The sequence below is a fragment of the Sabulibacter ruber genome, from assembly GCF_017355955.1.
GTDB classification, from domain to species: domain Bacteria; phylum Bacteroidota; class Bacteroidia; order Cytophagales; family Hymenobacteraceae; genus Nibribacter; species Nibribacter ruber_A.
In genome coordinates, this window is sequence record NZ_JAFFID010000002.1 from 516101 (window position 1) to 536544 (window position 20444).

16 protein-coding genes are annotated in these 20444 nt (G+C 51.8%); 13 read left to right on the forward strand and 3 right to left on the reverse strand.

Annotated features, from left to right (window positions below; translation table 11 throughout):
- Positions 1 to 3 precede the first annotated feature (3 nt).
- The 5 genes from JT719_RS13575 (at position 4) to rfbA (ending at position 5510) form a co-directional block, all read left to right on the forward strand.
- Positions 4 to 1293 (forward strand): nucleotide sugar dehydrogenase, encoded by a 1290-nt coding sequence (locus JT719_RS13575; RefSeq protein WP_207433872.1) that lies wholly within the window; start codon positions 4 to 6, stop codon positions 1291 to 1293.
- 9 nt (positions 1294 to 1302) lie between these two features.
- Positions 1303 to 2334: a UDP-glucose 4-epimerase GalE gene (gene galE / locus JT719_RS13580; protein WP_207433873.1), complete on the forward strand. Its 1032-nt coding sequence runs from the start codon at positions 1303 to 1305 to the stop codon at positions 2332 to 2334.
- Position 2335: 1 nt separating this feature from the next.
- Positions 2336 to 3382 carry a dTDP-glucose 4,6-dehydratase gene (gene rfbB, locus JT719_RS13585; RefSeq protein ID WP_207433874.1) on the forward strand — a complete coding sequence of 349 codons (1047 nt, stop codon included), beginning with the start codon at positions 2336 to 2338 and terminating at the stop codon, positions 3380 to 3382.
- A 231-nt stretch (positions 3383 to 3613) separates the two neighbouring features.
- Positions 3614 to 4621, forward strand: a complete 1008-nt coding sequence (locus JT719_RS13590) for an SDR family oxidoreductase (protein ID WP_205500607.1) — start codon at positions 3614 to 3616, stop codon at positions 4619 to 4621.
- Between the two features lie 4 nt (positions 4622 to 4625).
- Complete coding sequence (gene rfbA / locus JT719_RS13595; RefSeq protein WP_207433875.1) at positions 4626 to 5510, forward strand: glucose-1-phosphate thymidylyltransferase RfbA; 885 nt, start codon at positions 4626 to 4628, stop codon at positions 5508 to 5510.
- Positions 5511 to 5631: 121 nt separating this feature from the next.
- Here rfbA and chrA read toward each other — a convergent pair whose 3' ends face one another.
- A complete protein-coding gene (gene chrA, locus JT719_RS13600; protein ID WP_207433876.1) occupies positions 5632 to 6807 on the reverse strand; it encodes a chromate efflux transporter in 1176 nt (391 codons plus the stop codon).
- Positions 6808 to 6904: 97 nt separating this feature from the next.
- Positions 6905 to 7876, reverse strand: coding sequence for an isopenicillin N synthase family dioxygenase (locus tag JT719_RS13605; RefSeq protein ID WP_207433877.1), 972 nt, complete (start codon positions 7874 to 7876; stop codon positions 6905 to 6907).
- A 105-nt stretch (positions 7877 to 7981) separates the two neighbouring features.
- Here JT719_RS13605 and JT719_RS13610 point away from each other — a divergent pair, with 105 nt between their 5' ends.
- The 8 genes from JT719_RS13610 (at position 7982) to JT719_RS13645 (ending at position 16948) form a co-directional block, all read left to right on the forward strand.
- The gene (locus tag JT719_RS13610) at positions 7982 to 8851 is read left to right on the forward strand and encodes a hypothetical protein (protein ID WP_207433878.1); all 870 of its coding nucleotides are present in this window, start codon (positions 7982 to 7984) and stop codon (positions 8849 to 8851) included.
- Positions 8852 to 9226: 375 nt separating this feature from the next.
- Entirely contained in the window at positions 9227 to 9946 is a 720-nt protein-coding gene (locus tag JT719_RS13615) for an ABC transporter ATP-binding protein (protein WP_207433879.1), read from the forward strand.
- A 12-nt stretch (positions 9947 to 9958) separates the two neighbouring features.
- On the forward strand, positions 9959 to 11203 hold the full coding sequence (locus JT719_RS13620) for an ABC transporter permease (protein WP_205500601.1): 1245 nt from the start codon (positions 9959 to 9961) through the stop codon (positions 11201 to 11203).
- Positions 11204 to 11371: 168 nt separating this feature from the next.
- On the forward strand, positions 11372 to 12622 hold the full coding sequence (locus tag JT719_RS13625; protein ID WP_205500600.1) for an ABC transporter permease: 1251 nt from the start codon (positions 11372 to 11374) through the stop codon (positions 12620 to 12622).
- A 374-nt stretch (positions 12623 to 12996) separates the two neighbouring features.
- Positions 12997 to 14112, forward strand: a complete 1116-nt coding sequence (locus JT719_RS13630) for an efflux RND transporter periplasmic adaptor subunit (RefSeq protein ID WP_205500599.1) — start codon at positions 12997 to 12999, stop codon at positions 14110 to 14112.
- Between the two features lie 91 nt (positions 14113 to 14203).
- Complete coding sequence (locus JT719_RS13635) at positions 14204 to 14683, forward strand: hypothetical protein (RefSeq protein ID WP_207433880.1); 480 nt, start codon at positions 14204 to 14206, stop codon at positions 14681 to 14683.
- Positions 14684 to 14817: 134 nt separating this feature from the next.
- Positions 14818 to 15918, forward strand: a complete 1101-nt coding sequence (locus JT719_RS13640; protein WP_207433881.1) for a DUF3616 domain-containing protein — start codon at positions 14818 to 14820, stop codon at positions 15916 to 15918.
- 139 nt (positions 15919 to 16057) lie between these two features.
- Entirely contained in the window at positions 16058 to 16948 is an 891-nt protein-coding gene (locus JT719_RS13645) for a carboxypeptidase-like regulatory domain-containing protein (RefSeq protein WP_207433882.1), read from the forward strand.
- 432 nt (positions 16949 to 17380) lie between these two features.
- Here the strand turns inward: JT719_RS13645 and JT719_RS13650 are convergent, their stop codons facing one another.
- The gene (locus JT719_RS13650) at positions 17381 to 20437 is read right to left on the reverse strand and encodes a serine hydrolase domain-containing protein (RefSeq protein ID WP_207433883.1); all 3057 of its coding nucleotides are present in this window, start codon (positions 20435 to 20437) and stop codon (positions 17381 to 17383) included.
- Positions 20438 to 20444 lie beyond the last annotated feature (7 nt).

The window sequence follows — 20444 nt, forward strand, 5'->3', positions numbered from 1 at the left end:
ATTGTGTACCAACAACTCCTCAACAAAGAAGCCAAACTGGCGGTCATCGGATTAGGATATGTAGGACTTCCCATTGCCCTGGAGTTCGCCAAGAAAATTAGCGTAATTGGATTTGACATCAACGCCAAGCGCGTGGAGTTGATGAAAAACAATATTGACCCAAGTGGTGAGCTGGAGTCATCAGCGTTCGAAGGTTGTGATATTACATTTACCCATAATCTGGATGAGCTCAGAGAGGCGCGCTTTTTCATAGTGGCCGTACCCACTCCTATTGATAACCATGCCTTACCAGATTTGAAACCTTTGATTGGCGCTTCCACCACGGTAGGGAAAGTGTTGAAAGAAGGAGACTATGTGGTATTTGAATCTACGGTTTACCCAGGCTGTACCGAGGAAGACTGCATTCCGATTTTGGAGCGCGAGTCAGGCCTTAAGTTCCCAACGGATTTCAAAGTGGGCTACTCTCCCGAGCGCATCAACCCAGGCGACAAAGAGCACACCCTTACTAAGATTGTGAAAGTGGTGTCTGGCTGTGACGAAGAGTCTTTGGACATTATTGCCAAAGTGTATGAACTGGTAGTAGAGGCTGGTGTACACCGGGCTTCTTCCATCAAAGTGGCCGAGGCTGCTAAAATCATTGAGAACACCCAGCGTGACGTGAACATCGCCTTGATGAACGAGTTGTCTATCATCTTTGATCGCATGAACATCAACACCTACGAGGTGTTGGAAGCTGCCGGTACTAAGTGGAACTTCCTGAAATTCTTCCCTGGTCTGGTGGGTGGTCACTGCATCGGCGTTGATCCTTATTACCTGACCTACAAAGCCAAATCTCTGGGCTACGATTCCAAAGTTATTTTAAGCGGACGTACCATCAACGACGGAATGGGCGCTTACGTAGCCAGCAAAGCCATCAAGATGATGATCAAAGAAGGCAAAGCTATTTCCAAAGCCAAAGTGTTGGTGATGGGCGCTACCTTCAAGGAAAACGTGGAGGATATCCGTAACTCAAAAGTGGCCGATGTGATCAACGAGCTGAAAAGCTTTGGAGTGCAGGTAGACGTAGTAGACCCTTACGCCTCTTCTGAGGAACTGGAGCATGAGTACGGATTTGCCCTCACCGAAACCCCAAGCAACGACTATGATGCCGTTGTGGTAGCCGTGAACCACAAGGATTACTTGGGCTTTGATGAAAATTATTTCAAAAGTATTTCCACCGATAACCCGATTGTTATAGATTTAAAAGGAATTTATCGGGGAAAAGTTAATACATTACCTTACTGGAGTTTGTAACCTATCTTTATGAGCAAGATTCTTGTAACCGGTGGAGCGGGGTATATCGGCTCCCACACAGTAGTTGAACTGGCCCAGGCCGGCTATACACCCATCATTGTTGATAATTTCAGTAACTCTGAAGAGCGGGTGTTGGAAGGGTTGGCGCAGATACTAGGCAAAGAAGTACCCTGCTACCGGGTAGATTGTACTGATGCCGTAGCGTTGCAGGAAGTCTTCTCAAAAGAAGGAGATATCGCGGGAGTGATTCACTTTGCTGCCTACAAGGCAGTAGGTGAATCTGTGAAAGAGCCTCTGAAGTATTACCACAACAACGTGACCGGATTGATCACGTTGTTGCAGGTAATGGAGGCGAACAAGGTAACACAACTGGTATTCTCATCTTCCTGCACGGTGTATGGTATTCCAGAGAGTCTACCAGTAACGGAACAAACCCCTACCCAGAAAGCGAACTCGCCTTACGGCAATACCAAGAAGATTGACGAGGAGATTTTACAGGATGTAGCCAACAGTGGCAGTTATGCTGTTAAGTCAATTGCCCTGCGGTACTTCAATCCCGTGGGTGCCCATGAGTCAGCGCTGATTGGAGAGTTGCCACTTGGTATTCCAAGCAATCTGGTGCCGTTTATCACCCAGACTGCCGCCGGTATCCGGGAGAGTTTAACCGTGTTCGGCACCGACTACGATACGCCTGACGGGAGCAATATCCGTGATTATGTACACGTAGTGGATCTGGCCAAAGCCCACGTGGCAGCTATCAAACGTCTGGAGAAACCAGATGCTCTTCCTTATGAGGTGTTCAACATTGGAACGGGCAAAGGCAGCAGCGTACTAGAAGTAATCAAAGCTTTTGAAAACGCTACGGGTCAGAAATTCAACTACAAAATAGGGCCGCGCCGCGCGGGGGATGTACCTGCCATCTACGCCGATGTGACCAAAGCCACACAGGAATTAGGATTTAAAACGTCTTTGTCGCTGGAAGATAGTCTGGGAAGTTCTTGGGCTTGGCAACAGCAATTGATGAAGAATACTTCAAAGTAAGATGAAAATACTAATCACAGGCGGAGCCGGGTTCATTGGCTCTCACGTCGTTCGGTTATTCGTTACCAAGTATCCTAATTATCAGATATTCAATCTAGATAAGTTAACGTACGCGGGCAACCTGCAGAACCTGACCGACATTGAGAATGCTCCAAACTACACCTTTATTAAAGGTGATATCACAGATCAGGAGTATATCAACGGCTTGTTCCAGGATTTGCAGTTTGATGCTGTGGTACACCTAGCTGCGGAGTCGCACGTAGACCGTTCCATCACAGATCCTATGGCATTCGTTCGCACTAATGTGAATGGGACTTGTAACCTGTTGCACGCTGCCAAAGAACTGTGGAAATCAGACTTCACCGGAAAACTGTTCTACCACATTTCCACCGATGAAGTGTATGGCTCCCTAGGCGAAGAAGGGTTATTCACCGAGGAAACCAAGTACGATCCTCGTTCTCCTTACTCAGCCTCTAAAGCCAGTTCAGACCACTTTGTGCGGGCCTATTACCATACGTATGGCATGCCGGTAAAAGTGTCTAACTGCTCCAATAACTACGGCCCTAACCACTTTCCAGAGAAGCTTATTCCGTTGGCACTGAACAACATCAAGAACATGAAACCGGTGCCGGTATACGGCAAAGGCGAAAACATCAGAGACTGGTTGTATGTCATTGACCACGCCCGGGCTATTGATGATGTGTTCCACAAAGGTGTGGTGGGTGAAACCTACAACATTGGCGGGGTGAACGAGTGGCGTAACATTGACCTGATTCACCTGCTGTGTGATATCATGGATCGTAAACTGGGCCGTGAAGAAGGGACTTCCCAGAAGCTGATCACGTTTGTAACCGATAGAGCCGGACACGATCTGCGCTACGCCATTGATTCCTCTAAAATCATGCGGGAGTTAGGCTGGAAGCCTTCCGTTACGTTTGAAGAAGGCCTAGAGAAAACGGTAGACTGGTACCTTCAAAATGAGGAGTGGCTGGCGAACGTGACTTCGGGCAGCTACCAGGAGTACTACAACGAGCAATACGCCCGCTAAAAATCAAGAGTGCGTTTTAGGTCTGTTTCAACAGAAAGAAGCCTAAAACGCACTTCTTGTTAGAGGCAATTCCATGGTTTGACAGCAGTCATTTACCAGAATTCTCCTCTCAAATAAAAAGATCTCTGCCCTTCTGTTCAGAAGGTATTGTTTTTGGCAGTTTATGGGTAAACCAAGCCTTAAACGAGCAGAGATTCTTAATTCCTAATTCGTTATTCTTAATTAGCACAAGTGTACGAGCATCCTTTTCATGACGGCTCCCTGGAGCAGACGTCATTCTTGATCACCGGTGGTGCCGGATTTATTGGTTCAAACCTGGTAGAATACCTTTTAAAGTACAACGCCAAGAAAGTACGGGTCCTGGATAACTACTCCAACGGATTCCACAAGAACCTCAAAGCCTTTCAGGGAAATGAACGGTTAGAAGTGCAGGAAGGCGATATCCGTAATCTGGAAGACTGCATGAAAGCCTGCGAAGGCATGGATGTAGTGCTCCATCAGGCAGCTCTGGGTTCTGTACCCAGAAGCGTGAAGGACCCCATCACTTCCAATGATGTAAATGTGGGTGGCTTTGTGAACATGCTGGTTGCTACCAAAGAGCAAAAGGTAAAGCGGTTCGTGTATGCGGCCTCTTCTTCTACCTACGGCGACAGCAAATCCCTGCCTAAAGTGGAGGATAAGATAGGCAAGCCCCTCTCACCGTATGCCGTTACCAAATACGCGAATGAGCTGTATGCCGATGTCTTTGGCAAAACTTATGGCATGGAGATCATCGGGCTGCGTTACTTCAACATTTTTGGGCCGCGTCAGGATCCAAACGGGGCATATGCAGCCGTAATTCCCTTGTTCATTGATGCGGTGCTCAATAACCGTGGCCCTAGAATGAACGGCGATGGCGAGCACACCCGTGACTTCACTTTCGTGGAGAACTGCGTACAGGCCAACATTAAAGCCGCCTTGGTTACCAACCCCGAGGCCATCAACCAAGTGTACAACATTGCGGTGGGTGACAGAACTTCTTTGAACGATCTGTTCAACATCCTGAAAGAAGAGGCCGGGGTAGACGTAGAGGCAGAATATGGCCCAGAACGTGCCGGTGACATCAGAGATAGCTTAGCCGACATCTCCAAAGCAAGAAACCTGCTGGGGTATGATCCGCAAATCAAAATCAGAGAAGGTCTGCAAAGAACGCTGGCCTGGTTCCGGGAGAACCAAGACTTCATCTACAACCAAAAATAAGACCATGAAAGGAATTGTCTTAGCCGGAGGCTCAGGAACAAGACTGCACCCGCTCACCTTAGCGGTAAGTAAACAGCTGATGCCTGTGTACGATAAGCCCATGATCTACTACCCGTTGTCAACGTTGATGTTAGCGGGGATCAAGGATATCCTGATTATCTCCACCCCGCATGACCTGCCCATGTTTGAGCGTCTGTTGGGAGATGGTAGCCAGATTGGGTGTAATTTCAGCTATCAGGTGCAGGAAGTGCCTAACGGACTGGCCCAAGCCTTTGTGTTAGGGGCAGACTTCATAGGAAATGACAAAGCCGCACTTATTCTGGGAGACAATATCTTCTACGGATCGGGCATGAGCAAATTGCTACAGGCAAACAATGATCCAGACGGAGGAGTGGTATACGCCTACCATGTGAATGACCCAGAGCGTTACGGAGTGGTGGAGTTTGACGATAACATGAAGGCCATTTCTATCGAAGAAAAGCCCTTGCAGCCAAAATCTAGCTACGCGGTACCTGGTCTTTACTTCTATGACAACCAAGTAGTGGAAATTGCCAAAAATTTGGAGCCCAGCCCCAGAGGCGAGTACGAAATTACCGATGTAAATAAAGAGTATCTGCGCCAGGGGAAACTGAAGGTAGGAATCTTAGACCGCGGAACTGCTTGGTTGGATACCGGTACCATCCAGTCGCTGATGCAGGCTGCCACCTTTGTGCAGGTCATTGAAGAGCGCCAGGGATTGAAAATTGGAGCCATTGAAGAAGTCGCCTACCGGATGGGCTTTATTGATGCCGAGCAATTACAACGGATTGCAAATCCACTACGCAAGAGCGGCTACGGCGATTACCTGCTGAACATCCTGAAAGAGAAAAACATGTCTGGAAGTTTGTAAAACATCCTTCAGGTACTTAAAAACACTACCTGTTTCAAGCTTAAAAAGGAAGCCCTGTAAGATTTTTACTCTTACAGGGCTCTCTTTTTTAGCTTATTTTAAAGAAACTAGGCCAAAATGATCATTCGGGGAAAAGCAGACCTATGACTAGCCCAGTCAAAATAAGTACCGGAGCCGGGATTCTGGTCCATTGCAGCAACGCGAAGGTGGTTACCACCAGACCAAAATTGTAAGGGGTGTTCTCAATGGGGTGGTAGAGCATTATAGCCGCAGCGCAAACCATTCCACAACCTACGGCATTGATTCCCTCCATGGAGGCTTGGATAACCCGGTACTTGCGGAGTTCTTCCCAGAAGCGGATCACAAAGAAGATCAGGAACGTGCCCGGCAGGAAGATGCCGATGGTAGAAACTACGCCCCCAATAATCTGCCCTCCCCATCCGTAGGGTCGCATGGATAAGGTGCCAATGTAGGAGCAGAAAGAGAAAACGGGGCCCGGTAGCGCCTGTACCATGGCAAAACCAGACAGAAACTCCTTGGAACTAAGATAGCCTTTGAATTCCACAAACTCAGTGTACATCACCGGAATCAGGACTTGGCCACCCCCAAAGATAAGGCTGCCGTTCCGGTAGAAGTTCTCAAACAGCAGTACCGCCCTTAGTTGCGTGTATCTTCCCAGCAAGGCGGCGGCGATCAGAACCCCCAGAAACAGGAAGAAGTTGGCCCATTCTACCCGCATGGGTTTCTTTTCCAGCACCGGCTGGTCCTGGAACCGGAGCGCCGTCAGGCTCCCACCGGCCAACAGCAGTGCCGGGAACACCCACGGTGATCGGAAGAAGAACGAGAGGATGGCAGAGATCACCATGATCACAATGCCGCCTTTGGTATGCACTACCTTAGAACTGATGCGCCAGGCCGCAAAAGCCACAAAGCCTACGGCCATAGGCTGAATAAACCGGGTAAAACCCAGTGGAGCACCTTTGCCTTGCAGAAAGGAGATCAGCAAAGCCGCGCCAATCATGATCAAGGCCGCCGGGGCAATCCAGACGAGCAGGGTAAGATAGGCAAGATTAGGGCCGCCTACCTTGAAACCGATGGCTGTGATGGTTTGGGTGGAAGAAGGGCCAGGCAAGATCTGGCAGAGCGCGTTGAGTTCCAGCAGTTCCTTCTCTGTAATGTACCGTCTCTTTTCCACCATCAGGCGCAGCATCATGGCAATATGCGCCTGCGGCCCACCAAACGCGGTGAGCGAGAGATACGCAACATCTTTCAGGAAAATGTAGTTACGAGGGCGCAAATGGTGTGGGCTTGTGACGCGTTTTTAAGCCTTTATTTAAAAATAGGCATAAAAACGAAAGGAGCCCAAAAGGCCCCTTTCTAAATTTTGCAATGGGTTATTTCTTAAGTCCTAGCTCAATCAGACGCTCGTTCAGGAACTCACCGGCGGTGGTGTCTGGGAATTGTTTTGGGTTCTGCTCATCAATGCAGCTCTCCAGACAGGTCAGGTCCATTTCAGAGCGTGGGTGCATGAAGAACGGGATAGAGTAGCGGGAAGTGTGCATCAGCTCGCGCGGCGGGTTCACTACGCGGTGAATGGTAGACTTCAGCCTGTTGTTGGTGTGGCGGCTCAGCATATCGCCTACATTTACCACAATCTGCTCTGGCAAGGCCGTGATTGGAATCCATTTACCATCGCGGCGCAGTACTTGCAGACCATCGGCAGAGGCACCCATCAGCAAGGTAATCAGGTTGATATCACCGTGCTCGGCGGCGCGTACGGCATCGGCGGGTACGCTGTCTGGGTCCTCGATGGGGAAGTAGTGGATAGCGCGCAGGATGCTGTTCCCGTTGTGTACTTTGGCATCGAAGTAATCCTCCGGAAGTTCCAGGTACAGGGCAATGGCACGCAGCATGTTCTTGCCGGCGTTCTCCAGTAGTTTGTAAGCTGTGGAAGTAGCTGATTCAAAATCAGGAACCTCGGCAGGCCATACGTTCTCTGGGTACTCGTCTTTCACCGGGTCATTATCCGTCACGATCTGACCTACGTGGTAAAACTCTTTCAAGTCACCGGTATTGCGGCCTTTGGCGTGCTCTTTTCCTTTGCCCACGTAACCGCGCTGACCAGCCAAACCCGGAATCTCGTATTTGCTTTTTACGTCATCCGGTAACGCAAAAAACGACTGCGTGGCAGTATACAGACGCTCGGTCAGTTCATTGCTTAAGCCGTGGTTTTTAACCGCCACAAAACCGATGTTCTGGTAAGCCTCGCCCAACGCCTGCACGAAAGCCGCCTTGCGGGCCGGGTCGCCGGAAACGAAATCGGCTAAGTCTAACGATGGAATTTCCTCTAATAATTTATCGCTCATGATGTCTTCCTTTGACGTCTTCTTAATTGGTGCTAAAAAGGGCTGCAAGTTACAAAATTTCTATCTTTGAAACATTCTGCGTATTTATACGAAAACCTAACTACTATGAAAAAGAAACATTTGTCTTTTTTGGCAGTAGCCGCCCTGCTATTTGCCTCTGCCTGTGACGGAAAGCGCGCTGCCTCTACCACCGATACCGATACCACCGCTGCCGCGGATCACGCGGGCATGGACCATGATACCGCCGGTGTGCAGCACCAGGGCACCATGGGTACGCCTATGGAGAAAGGCGGCCTGAAAGTATATTCTTACAGCAACTCCGTTGATTTCCCTGATGCCGATCTGGAACTGAACAGACCCGAGAAAAACGGGAAAGTAACCGGCGACTCGGTGCAGTTTGAGTATGCGGTAAACAACTTCCAACTGAGCCAGCAGACGCCAGACGCGGGTACCCATGAGCACGCCAACTCCAAAGAGGGCCAGCACATCCACAACATCGTAGACAATGAGCCTTATACCGCGCATTACAAACCTACGTTCAAGAAAGCCATCAAGCCGGGCCAGCACGTGGTGCTGTCGTTCCTGTCTCGTTCTTACCACGAGAGCATCAAGCACAAAGAAGCGTATGATCTGCGCGTGATCAATGTGGGCAATGCCACCGGCAACACCGCCAAGTTTGACGAGAACGGCCAGCACCTGTTCTACAGCCGCCCTAAAGGAGAGTACACCGGTGCCGATACCCGCAAAATCATGCTGGATTTCTACCTGGTGAATACTGAACTGGCCAAAGATGGAAACAAGGTGCGCGCCACCATTAACGGGAACGAGTTTATTCTGGATCAGTGGCTGCCGTACCTGGTAGAAGGCCTGCCGATGGGCGAGAACACCTTTAAACTGGAGTTAATTGACAACCAAGGGAAAGTGATTCCTGGTCCGTTTAACACCGTTGAGCGTAAAATCACCCTGAAACAATAAAAAAAACTTCTCTTAAAGCAGAAAGCCGCTTCCTTTACCGGGAGCGGCTTTTTTGTTGCGTCCAGGAAATGATTTAAGAATGTAGTAGTCTGATTCATAATCGATTAACTTGGGTAAGGAAAGCATTCGCAGATACGGGATAGGGGAGAACTGCCAAATATTTGTCTTGAAATTGTTGTAAGAAGTAAAGGGTGAATGCTACAAATAAGGTAGTTGCTTTCACACCGCTGTTTTAGGCCGGTTTTGGAAAAAGCTGGCTTAAAACAGCACATCTTTTTTTGTGGGAGAAGCAACCCAAGCCAATAGAATAGCATCTGTAAAGGAAAGCATTCTAGCCGAAGAGTTTGTAGAAGAGCATTTCAACCCTGATTGACCATGATACAGCTCCAGAACATCCATAAGTATTACGCCATGGCGCAGCACAAACTGCATGTGCTGAAAGGCATTGACCTGCACATACGCGAAGGAGAACTGGTGTCTATCATGGGTTCTTCCGGCTCCGGCAAATCTACCTTGCTCAACATCCTGGGCATTCTGGACGATTTTGACTCCGGAGACTACACGCTGGCAGGCACTCCCATCAAGAACCTCTCCCAAGCCAAAGCCGCTTATTACCGCAACAAGTTCCTGGGCTTCGTTTTCCAGAGCTTCAACCTGCTTACCTTCAAAAACGCCATGGAAAACGTGGCGTTACCGCTCTATTACCAGAAAGTAGGCCGAAAAGAGCGCAACAAACTGGCCCTGGAGTACCTTGACCGCGTGGGCCTGAAAGAGTGGGCCGAGCACTCGCCCAACGAGATGTCCGGTGGGCAGCGCCAACGCGTAGCCATTGCGCGGGCCCTCATCAGCAAGCCCAAACTGATCTTAGCCGATGAACCCACCGGTGCCCTGGACACCGCCACTACCAACGAGGTAATGGAGATTTTCAAGGAAGTTAACCGCGAAGGCATGACCGTGGTGATTGTTACCCACGAAAACGACATTGCCGACCAAACCCAACGCGTGATCCGGCTTAAAGACGGTCTAATCCTGGACGATGGGCTGGGAAATAAAACCGAGGATTTTCTGACGCCAGTTGCTTATTCCCAAGCCTGACACCCGCAGAACATGATTGATATTGACAAATGGCAGGAGATTCTGGGCACCATCCGGAAGAACAAGCTCCGCACCTTTCTCACGGCCTTTGGCGTGTTCTGGGGCATTTTCATGCTGGTGATGCTGCTGGGCTTTGGGCAAGGCTTGCAGAACGGGGTGTTCAACCGCTTTGGCGACGGAGCCAAGAACGGAATCTTCTTTTCCGGCGGAAAATCTTCCATGCCGCACAAAGGCCTGGGGCCCGGCCGTGAGATAAAACTCACCAACGAGGACCTTGCCACCATCTCCCGCGAAGTACCCCAGGTGCAGATCATCTCGCCACGTAACCGCCTTTGGGGCGAATACACCATCAACTACAAGACGGAGAATGGCTCTTACCAGGTCTTCGGGTCCACGCCGGAGTTCCTGGAAGTGAACGGCGAACGCCTGAAAGTGGGCCGCCTCCTCAACGAAAACGACATCAAAGAGAAACGCAAGGTGATTGTGCTGGGCGAGAAGGTGCGCGAAGTACTGTTCAAAGATAAAACCGGCCTGGAGGAGTACGTGAACATCCAGGGCATTCACTTCAAGGTGGTGGGCATCTTTACCGTGCGCGGCAACAACGGCGGCCGGAGGGAGGAACGGGCCTATATTCCTTTTTCCACGCTGCAGACCACTTACAACCAGCCTAACCAGGTGCAACTGGTGGCCATGGTGGCCCAACCCGGCGTGAAAGCGCAGGTGATTGAAGACAAAGTGAAAAGCCTACTGGCGCAACGGCACAAATTCTCCCCGGAGGATGCCCAGGCGCTGGATATCAACAACGGAGAGAAGGAATACGAGCAGATCATGGGTCTGTTCAACGGCATCAACATGTTTGTGTGGGTGGTGGGCGTAGGCACGCTCATCGCCGGGATTGTGGGCGTGAGCAACATCATGCTCATCATTGTGAAGGAACGCACCCGTGAGATAGGGGTGCGCAAGGCGTTGGGCGCTACGCCGGTGTCTATTGTGAGCATGATTTTGCAGGAATCAGTGGTAATCACGGCTTTCTCGGGCTATCTGGGGCTGCTGGCGGGCGTGGGGCTGCTGGATCTGATGCGCTACGCTCTGGAGAAATCCGGCGCAGAGCTGCCGTTCTTCGCCAGTCCGGGGGTGAATCTGGGTGTGGCCGTCTCGGCCACGGTGCTGCTGGTACTGGCCGGAGCCCTGGCCGGACTCATGCCCGCCCTCAAAGCCGCCAGCATTAAACCCATTGAAGCCCTCAGGGCGGAATAATTCAGAATTGAGAATCAGGAATTAAGAATTAGGAAGTGTTGCAGACAGGTGCCCCACACCTTCTTCACCCGGAACTCCATAAGCTGTTTACAGGCTGAATTCAAGAAAACAGACCCAAAACAACAATTGACTCAAGACTCATAACTCAGGATTCAGAACTCCCCAAAAATGATTGATGTAGACAAATGGGCTGAGATTTACGCCACCGTCAAGAAGCACAAGCTGCGGACGGGGCTCACGGCGTTTGGCGTGTTCTGGGGCATCTTCATGCTGGTGCTCTTGTTGGGCGCGGGCAAAGGACTGGAGCACGGCATTACCAATGACTTTAACATTGCCAAGAACGCGGTGTTTGTCTGGACCCAGCGCACCAGCGTACCCTACATGGGCCTGAAAGCAGGCCGGTTTGTGCACCTCACCAATGACGATGTCAAGGCCATTCAGGAGCAGGTTCCCGAAGTAGGCGTACTCTCGCCCAGCAACGGCCTGGACGGCACCTTTACGGTGAGTTACGGCGACAAGAACTCCTCCTTCAACGTGAGCGGCGACTACCCCGAGATGCTGTACGTAGACCCGCTCACCATTTCCACCGGTCGCTTCGTGAACCGCATTGACATTGAGGAGAAGCGCAAAGTGGCGGTGATTGGTCCGCGGGTGCAGGAAGTGCTGTTCAAAACCGGCGAAGACCCTATTGGCAAATACATCAACATCAAGGGCAGCCATTTCCAGGTGGTGGGAATGTTCACGCCGGTAGGCAAAGGAGAGGACATTGTGTACGCTTCCCAGACCATTTACATCCCCAATACTACGCTGCAACAGACCTTCAACCAGCCCAACCGCATCGGGCACTTCAAGATCATTCCGGCGCCGGGCGTACCTGCCGAGGTAGTGGAGGAAAAAGTGAAAACGCTGTTGGCCCAGCGCCACCAGGTAGCGCCCACGGATCTGAAAGCCTTCGGCTCAGCCAACGTGGAGAAAGAATTCAAAGACGTGCAGGGGCTGTTTGCCGGTATCTCGGGGTTCAGCTGGATCGTGAGCATTGGGACCATCATTGCGGGCATTATTGGGGTGGGCAACATTATGCTCATTGTGGTGAAGGAACGCACGAAGGAAATCGGCATCCGGAAAGCTTTGGGAGCCACGCCGTGGTCGGTGATCAGCTTGATTTTACAGGAATCGGTGGTGATTACTAGCATTGCGGGTTTAACCGGGCTTATTGCCGGCACCGGGCTGGTGGCCTTGATTGAGTACCTGATGAACAAGTTTAAGGTGGACGCCGGCTTCTTCGCGAGCCCGGAGGTGGACCCCAGGGTGGCGCTTATGGCGGTGGTACTGCTGGTGGTCATGGGAGCCTTGGCGGGGCTCATTCCGGCTACTAAAGCAGCAAGAGTTAACCCCGTGGAGGCGCTCAAAGATGAGTAACCAATGGGTTGACTTTTTAATGTGCTTATGTGCTAATGCTGTAGTGGCTGGTCCGGCTGGCGCGAGTCTCTAGACTCGTGACGTGGGATGATGCGAGTCTCCAGACTCGCCGGGAACCATGAGTAAATCCGCGTTAAAGAAAATCAGCAGTCCCGCTTTCGCTGCGGGGCAGCGAGGGAAGTCTGGAGACTTCCCGTTATCCAGAGGCACGAGTCTGGAGACTCGCGCCAGTAGAACTAAATAAGACGAGAAACACCAGAAGCAGGAACCTCTGTTTTCCGCCTGATTTATAGAAAACGAGCATTAAACGAAGGAAGATTCAGCCCCGGGATAGGGGTAACCGCGCATTCAAACATCATAAGCAGTGTAATATCATGAAAAAGGTAGTATTAGGTTTTTTCATTCTCTTGTTCTTGGCCGGCACCGTCTGGATCAGCTACTATTTCTACAAGAAAGCGAACGCCGACCCTGTGGTGTACCAGACCGAGAAGCCGTTCTACACCGACATCGTGAAGAAAACCGTAGCCACCGGTTCTATTGTGCCCAGAAAGGAAATCCAGATCAAGCCGCAGGTATCGGGCATTGTGGAAGAACTGTACGTAGAGGCGGGCCAGAGCGTGCGTGCCGGGCAGCGGATCGCCAAGATCCGGATTGTGCCCAACATGGTGAACGTGAACAACGCCGAGACCAGCGTGCAGACCGCCAAAATTGCCTTTGAGCAGGCCAAGCGCGAGATGGAGCGCCAGAAACAACTATTTGACCAAAAGGTGATTGCCGAGCAGGAATACAACAAGTTTGTAATGGAGTACCGGCTGCGGAGAGAAGACCTGACCTCGGCGGAGAACAACCGCCAACTGGTGAAATCGGGCACTTCGCGGCGGACCGGCGGTTCTAACATCATCATCTCCACCGTGGACGGCATGGTGCTGGACGTGCCCGTGAAAGTGGGTGCCTCGGTGATTGAGCGCAACAACTTCAACGAGGGCACCACCATTGCCGCCGTAGCCGATATGAAGAGCCTCATCTTTGAGGGCAAGATTGATGAGTCTGAGGTGGGCAAACTGCGCGAAGGCATGGATCTGAACCTCACCATCGGGGCCATTGAAGACAAGGTGTTCAAGGCCAAACTGGAGTACATCGCGCCGAAGGGTGTGCTGGAAGAAGGAGCCGTGAAGTTCCAGGTGAAAGCGCAGGTGCTGCTGCAGCCCGGCGATTTCCTGCGGGCCGGTTACAGCGCCAACGCTGATATTGTGCTGGACCAGAAAGACAATGTGCTGGCTATTAAAGAGGGCTTGCTGCAGTTCGGGAAGAAAGGCAAAGACAGCGTGTTTGTAGAGGTGGAGACCGCGCCGCAGCAGTTCCAAAAGAAACTGGTGAAAACTGGTTTGTCTGACGGCATCAACATCCAGGTGGTGGAAGGCCTCAAGCCTAATGACAAGGTGAAAGTCATAGAAGCCGCCAAACCAGATGAGCCTAAAAAGGAGTCGTAAAAGAGTAGGCTAGGATAAAATCACAGAAGGACGGCCGCTGCCTTGGTGGTCTATGCTTTAAATAAATTGTTTAATTCAATCAGGTAAAAAGATGATGAAACGGATTGCCACGGGGTTGCTGAGTCTGGTGTTCTCCCTGCTGATGGTGTCGGCGCAGGCGGGCATCAACCCCACCGAAGCGAAGATGGACAAGATCATGAACACCTACGCCAGTAAAATGAAATTGGCGTTCCAGGAGAAAGATGACCAGAAAACCATTACTATGCTCAAAAACGCCTCCAACGAAGCCGGTGCCGAGATGCGCAAGCTGAAACCCGAATTGGAGAAGTGGGCGCAGGAAGTGAAAGCCCTGGGCGAAGCCGAGAAAGAGGCGTTTCAGAAGCGCTTTCAGGCCAAACCGTATTTCAAGTCCATCTTTGAGCTCATGTTTGACCCATCGGTGAGCAAGCGCCTGCAGGCGAATCCGGCCCTGGCCAAAGCGCTGGAAGAAGGCAACGCCGCTTTCCCTAACTTCAAATCAGACAGAGACAGCAACATCATAGAAGAGCCCGCCGAAGAAGACGGTGAATAGACCTTTCCTCTGAGAAGCACCCAGAACGCGACAACTCTCCCCGGGTTGTCGCGTTTTGTTTTTGCCGTACTTTTCTTAAAATAGCCGTAAAAGGCGTTACTTTAAAGAAGCATCCCGTTCGCAAAGCCAAACCTATGAAGCACCTTGCCTTTCATCTTGAACTTCAGTTTAACTCCACCCACAGCATCACGGCCACCGGCAAACACGTGCGAGACGGCCTTTCCACGGTCCTGCGCACCGGCGACTACCTCTGGCTGAGCTGCGATGAGCAAACCACCCTGGAGCGCCTGAAGAAAACCGGGGAACACTCCTTTGGCGAGCACGTGCACTTTGACCTCACCCAGTACCTGGACCTGCCCGACGGCACCAATTCTGAGATAGACATAGAAGGCCTGTCTGAATGTGATGGGTACCTTTGGCTGGTGGGTTCGCATAGTCTCAAGCGCAAGAAACCGCGCAAAGAAGACTCGGTGGAGAAGCAGATCAAGCGCCTGGCGCAGGTGAAAGGCGAGTCCAACCGCTACCTGCTGGCCCGTATTCCGCTGGTGCAGGACGCCACCACCGGCGAGTACACCCTGTGCAAGAAATGCTCTGACCCCGAGGACTCGGACAAAACCCTGCGGGCGGCACAACTCATGAGCTCGGGCAAAACCAACCAGCTCATGGACGCCATTGAGAAAGACCCGCACCTGGCCCATTTCCTGCCTATTCCCGGAAAAGACAACGGATTTGACATTGAGGGACTATCCATTCACCAAGGGCGCGTTTTTGTAGGCTTGCGTGGCCCCGTATTGCGCGGCTGGGCCATAATCCTCGAGCTGCAACTGGAAGACGCAGAGGAAAAAGGATACCTGCAGTTGAAGGCCAATGAAGACGGCACGCTGTACAAAAAGCACTTCCTGCACCTGGGTGGGCAGGGAATTAGGGAACTCAGGACCAAAGGAGATGATCTGTACATTCTGGCGGGCCCCTCCATGGATTTGGACGGCACCATTGCCGTGTTCCGCTGGCCCGATGCCATGAACAAGACCAGAAAAGGCGAACAGATGGTGCATCGCAAAGAAGTGGAACACCTTTTTGACGTACCCCACGGCAGCGGCCCCACCTCGGGCAAGGACAAAGCCGAAGGACTGGCTGTATTGGATGACGAGCACCTGCTGGTGGTGTTTGACAGCCCCGCCGACAATCGGAAGCCAGATGAGCACGTAGTCTTAGCCGATGTGTACAAGGTGTAACCTCACGGGAAATTTAAAGGCGCACCAAATAAGAACCCAAGATCAGCGTTGAAGGAATTGATCTCTCTTCAAAATCCTGTTTTCGGGTTGTTTTCTGCAAGACAGCCTGAAAACAGCTTCTTCATCCAACGCACGCGGCATGAAACCAGCGATTCTTCTGCTTTTCGTTTTCCTGTGGTCTGCGAGCGCGGGATTTGGTCAGGTAAAAGGAACTATCACAGACAAAGCCAGCGGTAAACCTGTGGCCTACGCCAACATCTGGGTGGAAGACGAGAACCTGGGCACCACCTCCACGGAGAAAGGCGAGTTCAGTCTGGGGCAAACCAACCTGCAGGGCAAAACGCTGGTCATTTCCTGCCTAGGCTACGAAAGAACCCGTCTCACCATTCCGGCCGGGAACATGAAGGTAGCCTTGGTGCCATCTGCGGTGGCGTTGAGCACCGTAACGGTGAAAAAGAGCACCAAGCGCAGCAAATTCATCATCAACAAACTGGACAACCGCACGGAGTACTCCTTCGGGAGCAACGGCACACCCTGGATTGTGGCCCAGTACATTCCCTACAAACCTTCCTACGCCGCTACACCTTTCCTGGATGAGATCTCGTTGGTGGCCCTGAGCAATATAAAAAATGCCTCGTTCCGGTTGCATCTGCTGCAGGTAGGGGAAAACGGCGAGCCAGGCAAGCACCTGCTCTCAGTACCGCTCATGGGCAACGCGCCTAAAGGCATCAGAACCGTGAGTCTGAATGTAAGCCAGTACGATTTGCAGATGCCAACCAAAGGGTTTTTCATTGCCTTTGAGTGGCTCATCATCAAACAGAACCGCTACGAGCCGGTAGACCCCGAGACCGGTGAGAAACAAGGCTCGGCCCGCATCTCCTATGAACCCAGCCTCCGCTGCTACGGCCCCGAGAACAAAAGCCCCAACAGCTGGATCTACCATCAGGGTAAATGGGTGAGCACCAACCAACGCGAAGGTGACGCCATTACCTCGGCCACGCCGCACTTCCAGTTGACGCTGAGTAATTGACCCGTCAAACTGTTTCTGGAGGAACCTGGCTCAGGAAGTCCCCCGATGCAAACTCGGGGCATGACTATCCTTTTCTACTACCTGCTCTATTCTGTCACTTTCCTGTCCTTTTCTTTCCCATTGTCTTTCTGTCCTTTCTAATTCCCATAGTCATCGTGCCCTTCCTGTGTTGTCATCCTGAAAGGATTTTGTGAACAAGCTAAGAAGGCTCTAAAGAAACGCCTTTACCGTTCGCTCATAAGATCCTTTCAGGATGACAAAGGGGATAGCTGAAAGAATGGTAGGAGGGGTAGTCAAATGGATTAAAGATTGGCAAAGATTGATTCTTCGTTTTAGACCTGCTTTCAGTAAATCAGCTTAAAAATACCACCAAACAGAAAGGCCGCCCTGGATAACCAGAGCGGCCTTTTTTATATCTGCTAGAATGCTTGACTAACGCTTGCTTTCCAGGGTGCTTTCTGCTTTAGGGGCAGATTTGGCTTTGGCCATGGCGTCATACACTACCTGCATTACTTTGGTGCGGGTGTTCAGCTTGCTAAGCACAGAGCTTTCGCGGGTGGGGTGCACGCGGTTAGACAGGAAGATGTACACAAGGTCGTTTACCGGATCAACCCAGCTATAGATGCCGGTGAAGCCGGTGTGCCCGAAGCTCTCGGCCGGGGCACTCTGCGCAGCGTTTCCGTTCACCGTGCCTGGCTTAGACGGACGGTCAAACCCGAGGGCGCGGTAGTTGTCTGGGCAGAACTGGCATTTGCTGAAGGTGCTCACCACGTTATCGGCGATGATGCGCTTGCCGGCGTAGATACCGTCGTTCAGGTACAGTTGCATCACCTTGGCCAGGTCATTCGCGTTCCCGAACAAACCAGCGTGACCGCTGATGCCGCCCAGCATGGCAGCGCCTTCGTCATGCACGGTGCCGTGCAGCAGTTGCTTGCGGAACAGGGTGTCTACCTCGGTAGGCACAATGCGAGACAATGGATAGCTCTTGTACGGGTTGAACGTGAGCGTAGTGGCGCCCAGCGGCTTGTAGATGTTCTTCTTCAGGTAAGACTCAAAATCCTCGCCGGTAATGTTTTTCACTACCAGCGGGGCCAGAATGAACGACAAATCTGAGTACACATAGCCTGGTTTGTCGTTGAGCGGAGATTCTTTGATTTGCCTGTAGATTTCCTGCGCGTGGTCTTTGTTGATGAACAGGTTCTTGGCTACTCTGATGGGAAATTTAGCCGATGAATCTGGGCTGAAAACTGTGCTCTTCAATTCGCCGTTCTTCTTCAATTCCTCTTTCCAGAACGGAATCCAGGATTTCAGGCGGGCCTGGTGGGTAAGGATGTCGCGGTACTTCAGGTTCTCTTTGTTAGACTCCTTCATCAGGGGCAGGTACTCGCCCAGGGTTTTGTCCACGTCAAATTTGCCTTCGCCGTTCAGTTTCATGTAAGCGGCCAGTGCCGTGGTGATTTTGGTAACGGAAGCCAGGTCGTACAAATCGGTGTTCTGAACCGGGGTCTGGTTCTCATACGTGTGGTATCCAAACGATTTATAGTAAATCACTTTACCGTTCTTGGCTACCAGTACCTGCGCACCCGGCGTGCCTTTGGCTCTGATGGCTTCGTTTACCAGGGTATCAATACCGGCAAAATCCTCTGATCTCAGGCCAACGGCCTCTGGCTGCGTGTACGCCAGTCTAAGACCGCCTTCGGTTCTCAGACCATCGCCAATCCTGAAGGAGTTGGACACGTTCACCGGCAGTTTGCCTTTCGCGCCTACCCCGCCAAAAATGATCTGGGCAGCTACGTCCTGGGTGAGTTCGTTTTCCTGGTAAGCCGCCAGTACGCCGTGGGCTTTCTCAATATCCTCAAAGCGGGTGAGGCTATATACGTTCCCGAACACGCTCACCACCGTTGGCTTGGAGCGGATGAGGTCTTTCAGGAACAGGTTCATCTCGGCGGTAATCCCGAAGGTTCCGGTGCCGGAGGCTTTCAGTTGCAGCTTGTGCACACCTACCAGTATCAGGTTGTAGCCTTTCAGCTTGTCTTTCAAGGCCTGCAGATCAGCGATGGAGTTGGTAGGGGGCAGGAAGAAGTTGTCTACCTGGGTGTATTTGGCCAGGTTCCGCTGGAAATCAGTCTCGGTGTTGGTACCAATGGCCAGGGCGGCAATCTTCAGCGTGTCCAGCGTCTTGATAGGCAGAATCTGGTTCTTGTTGCGCAGAAGCGTCAAAGAGGCCTCGGTCAGCTGGCGGTTGATGTAGTCGGCGGTAGGGTTGTTCAGGTCGGCAATGAGGTTTTCGGTCTCAATGGGTTTCCAGTTATCAAGGCCCATCCACTGTTTGGCGGCCAACACTTTGCGTACGCGCGTGTCAATCTCGGCCTGCGTGATTTCTTTGTTAGCGATGGCTTTCTTTACTTCCTCAATGGTGGTTTTCACATCCATGGTGTTCAGGAGCACGTCATTACCGGCCAGCAGGGCTTTTACGTCTACTACCCCGGGGGCGTAGAACTTCGCCACGCCCTGCATGTTCAGGGCATCGGTGAACACCAGGCCTTTGTAGCCCATTTCTTTCTTGAGCAAATCGGTTACAATGGGTTTGGAAAGGGTAGAAGCCAGGTCTTTGGTGTTGTCCAGTACCGGAATGTTCATGTGCGCCACCATCAAGCTACCCAGGCCGTTTGCCATAAGCTCCCGGAAAGGGTACAGCTCCAGAGAATCCAGGCGCAGTTTAGAGAAGTGGATGACCGGCAAACCGTAATGCGAGTCTACGTTGGTATCGCCGTGGCCGGGGAAGTGCTTGGCGTTGGCCAGCACTTTGTTGTCCTGCATACCTTTCACGTAGGCCATGGCTTTGCGGGCCACGTTGTATTTGTCTTCGCCGAAGGAGCGGAAGCCGATGACCGGGTTGTTGGCGTTGTTGTTCACGTCAATTACCGGCGCAAAGTTCACGTGGATGCCCAGGCGGCGGCACTGTCGGGCAATCTCGGCACCCATGTCATAGATCAGGCGTTCGTCTTCAATACCGCCCAACGCCATCTGGTACGGGAACCGCACGGTGCTGTCCAGGCGCATGGCCAGACCCCACTCGCCGTCAATAGAGATCATCAAAGGCACTTTGCTTTCGCGCTGGTAGCGATTGGTCATGTGCGCCTGGCGTACCGGTCCGCCCTGGAAGAAGATCAGACCACCCACTTTGTAAGTAGTGATCAGGCGGCTGATGGAGTCAATGTGCACCTGGTTTTTGTTGGAGTACACCGGAATCATGATGAGCTGCGCAATGCGCTCTTCGGGCGTAAGGGTTTTGAAGACAGAATCTACCCACTTCTGGTTGGCTCCCAGGAAAGGCGGATCGGTCTTGGGGTTGAATGCGGCGGCACCTTTTTTGGTTTTGGGCTTCTTGGTAGTAGCCGTCTTTTTTGAGGCAGATTTAGTGGACTTGGAGCCACGGTTCTGCCCCTGCAGGTTCAATGCTCCAACTAAGAAGAGGCACAGGAGCATTAGGGGG

Bases quoted from the DNA above. Each gene is read 5' to 3' on its own strand.
- JT719_RS13620 (WP_205500601.1), top strand. From the start codon at position 9,959: ATGATTGATATTGACAAATGGCAGGAGATTCTGGGCACCATCCGGAAG.
- JT719_RS13635 (WP_207433880.1), top strand. From the start codon at position 14,204: ATGATGAAACGGATTGCCACGGGGTTGCTGAGTCTGGTGTTCTCCCTG.
- rfbA (WP_207433875.1), top strand. From the start codon at position 4,626: ATGAAAGGAATTGTCTTAGCCGGAGGCTCAGGAACAAGACTGCACCCG.
- rfbB (WP_207433874.1), top strand. From the start codon at position 2,336: ATGAAAATACTAATCACAGGCGGAGCCGGGTTCATTGGCTCTCACGTC.
- JT719_RS13630 (WP_205500599.1), top strand. From the start codon at position 12,997: ATGAAAAAGGTAGTATTAGGTTTTTTCATTCTCTTGTTCTTGGCCGGC.
- JT719_RS13625 (WP_205500600.1), top strand. From the start codon at position 11,372: ATGATTGATGTAGACAAATGGGCTGAGATTTACGCCACCGTCAAGAAG.
- JT719_RS13645 (WP_207433882.1), top strand. From the start codon at position 16,058: ATGAAACCAGCGATTCTTCTGCTTTTCGTTTTCCTGTGGTCTGCGAGC.
- JT719_RS13605 (WP_207433877.1), bottom strand. From the start codon at position 7,876: ATGAGCGATAAATTATTAGAGGAAATTCCATCGTTAGACTTAGCCGAT.
- JT719_RS13615 (WP_207433879.1), top strand. From the start codon at position 9,227: ATGATACAGCTCCAGAACATCCATAAGTATTACGCCATGGCGCAGCAC.
- galE (WP_207433873.1), top strand. From the start codon at position 1,303: ATGAGCAAGATTCTTGTAACCGGTGGAGCGGGGTATATCGGCTCCCAC.
- JT719_RS13650 (WP_207433883.1), bottom strand. From the start codon at position 20,437: ATGCTCCTGTGCCTCTTCTTAGTTGGAGCATTGAACCTGCAGGGGCAG.
- JT719_RS13640 (WP_207433881.1), top strand. From the start codon at position 14,818: ATGAAGCACCTTGCCTTTCATCTTGAACTTCAGTTTAACTCCACCCAC.
- JT719_RS13610 (WP_207433878.1), top strand. From the start codon at position 7,982: ATGAAAAAGAAACATTTGTCTTTTTTGGCAGTAGCCGCCCTGCTATTT.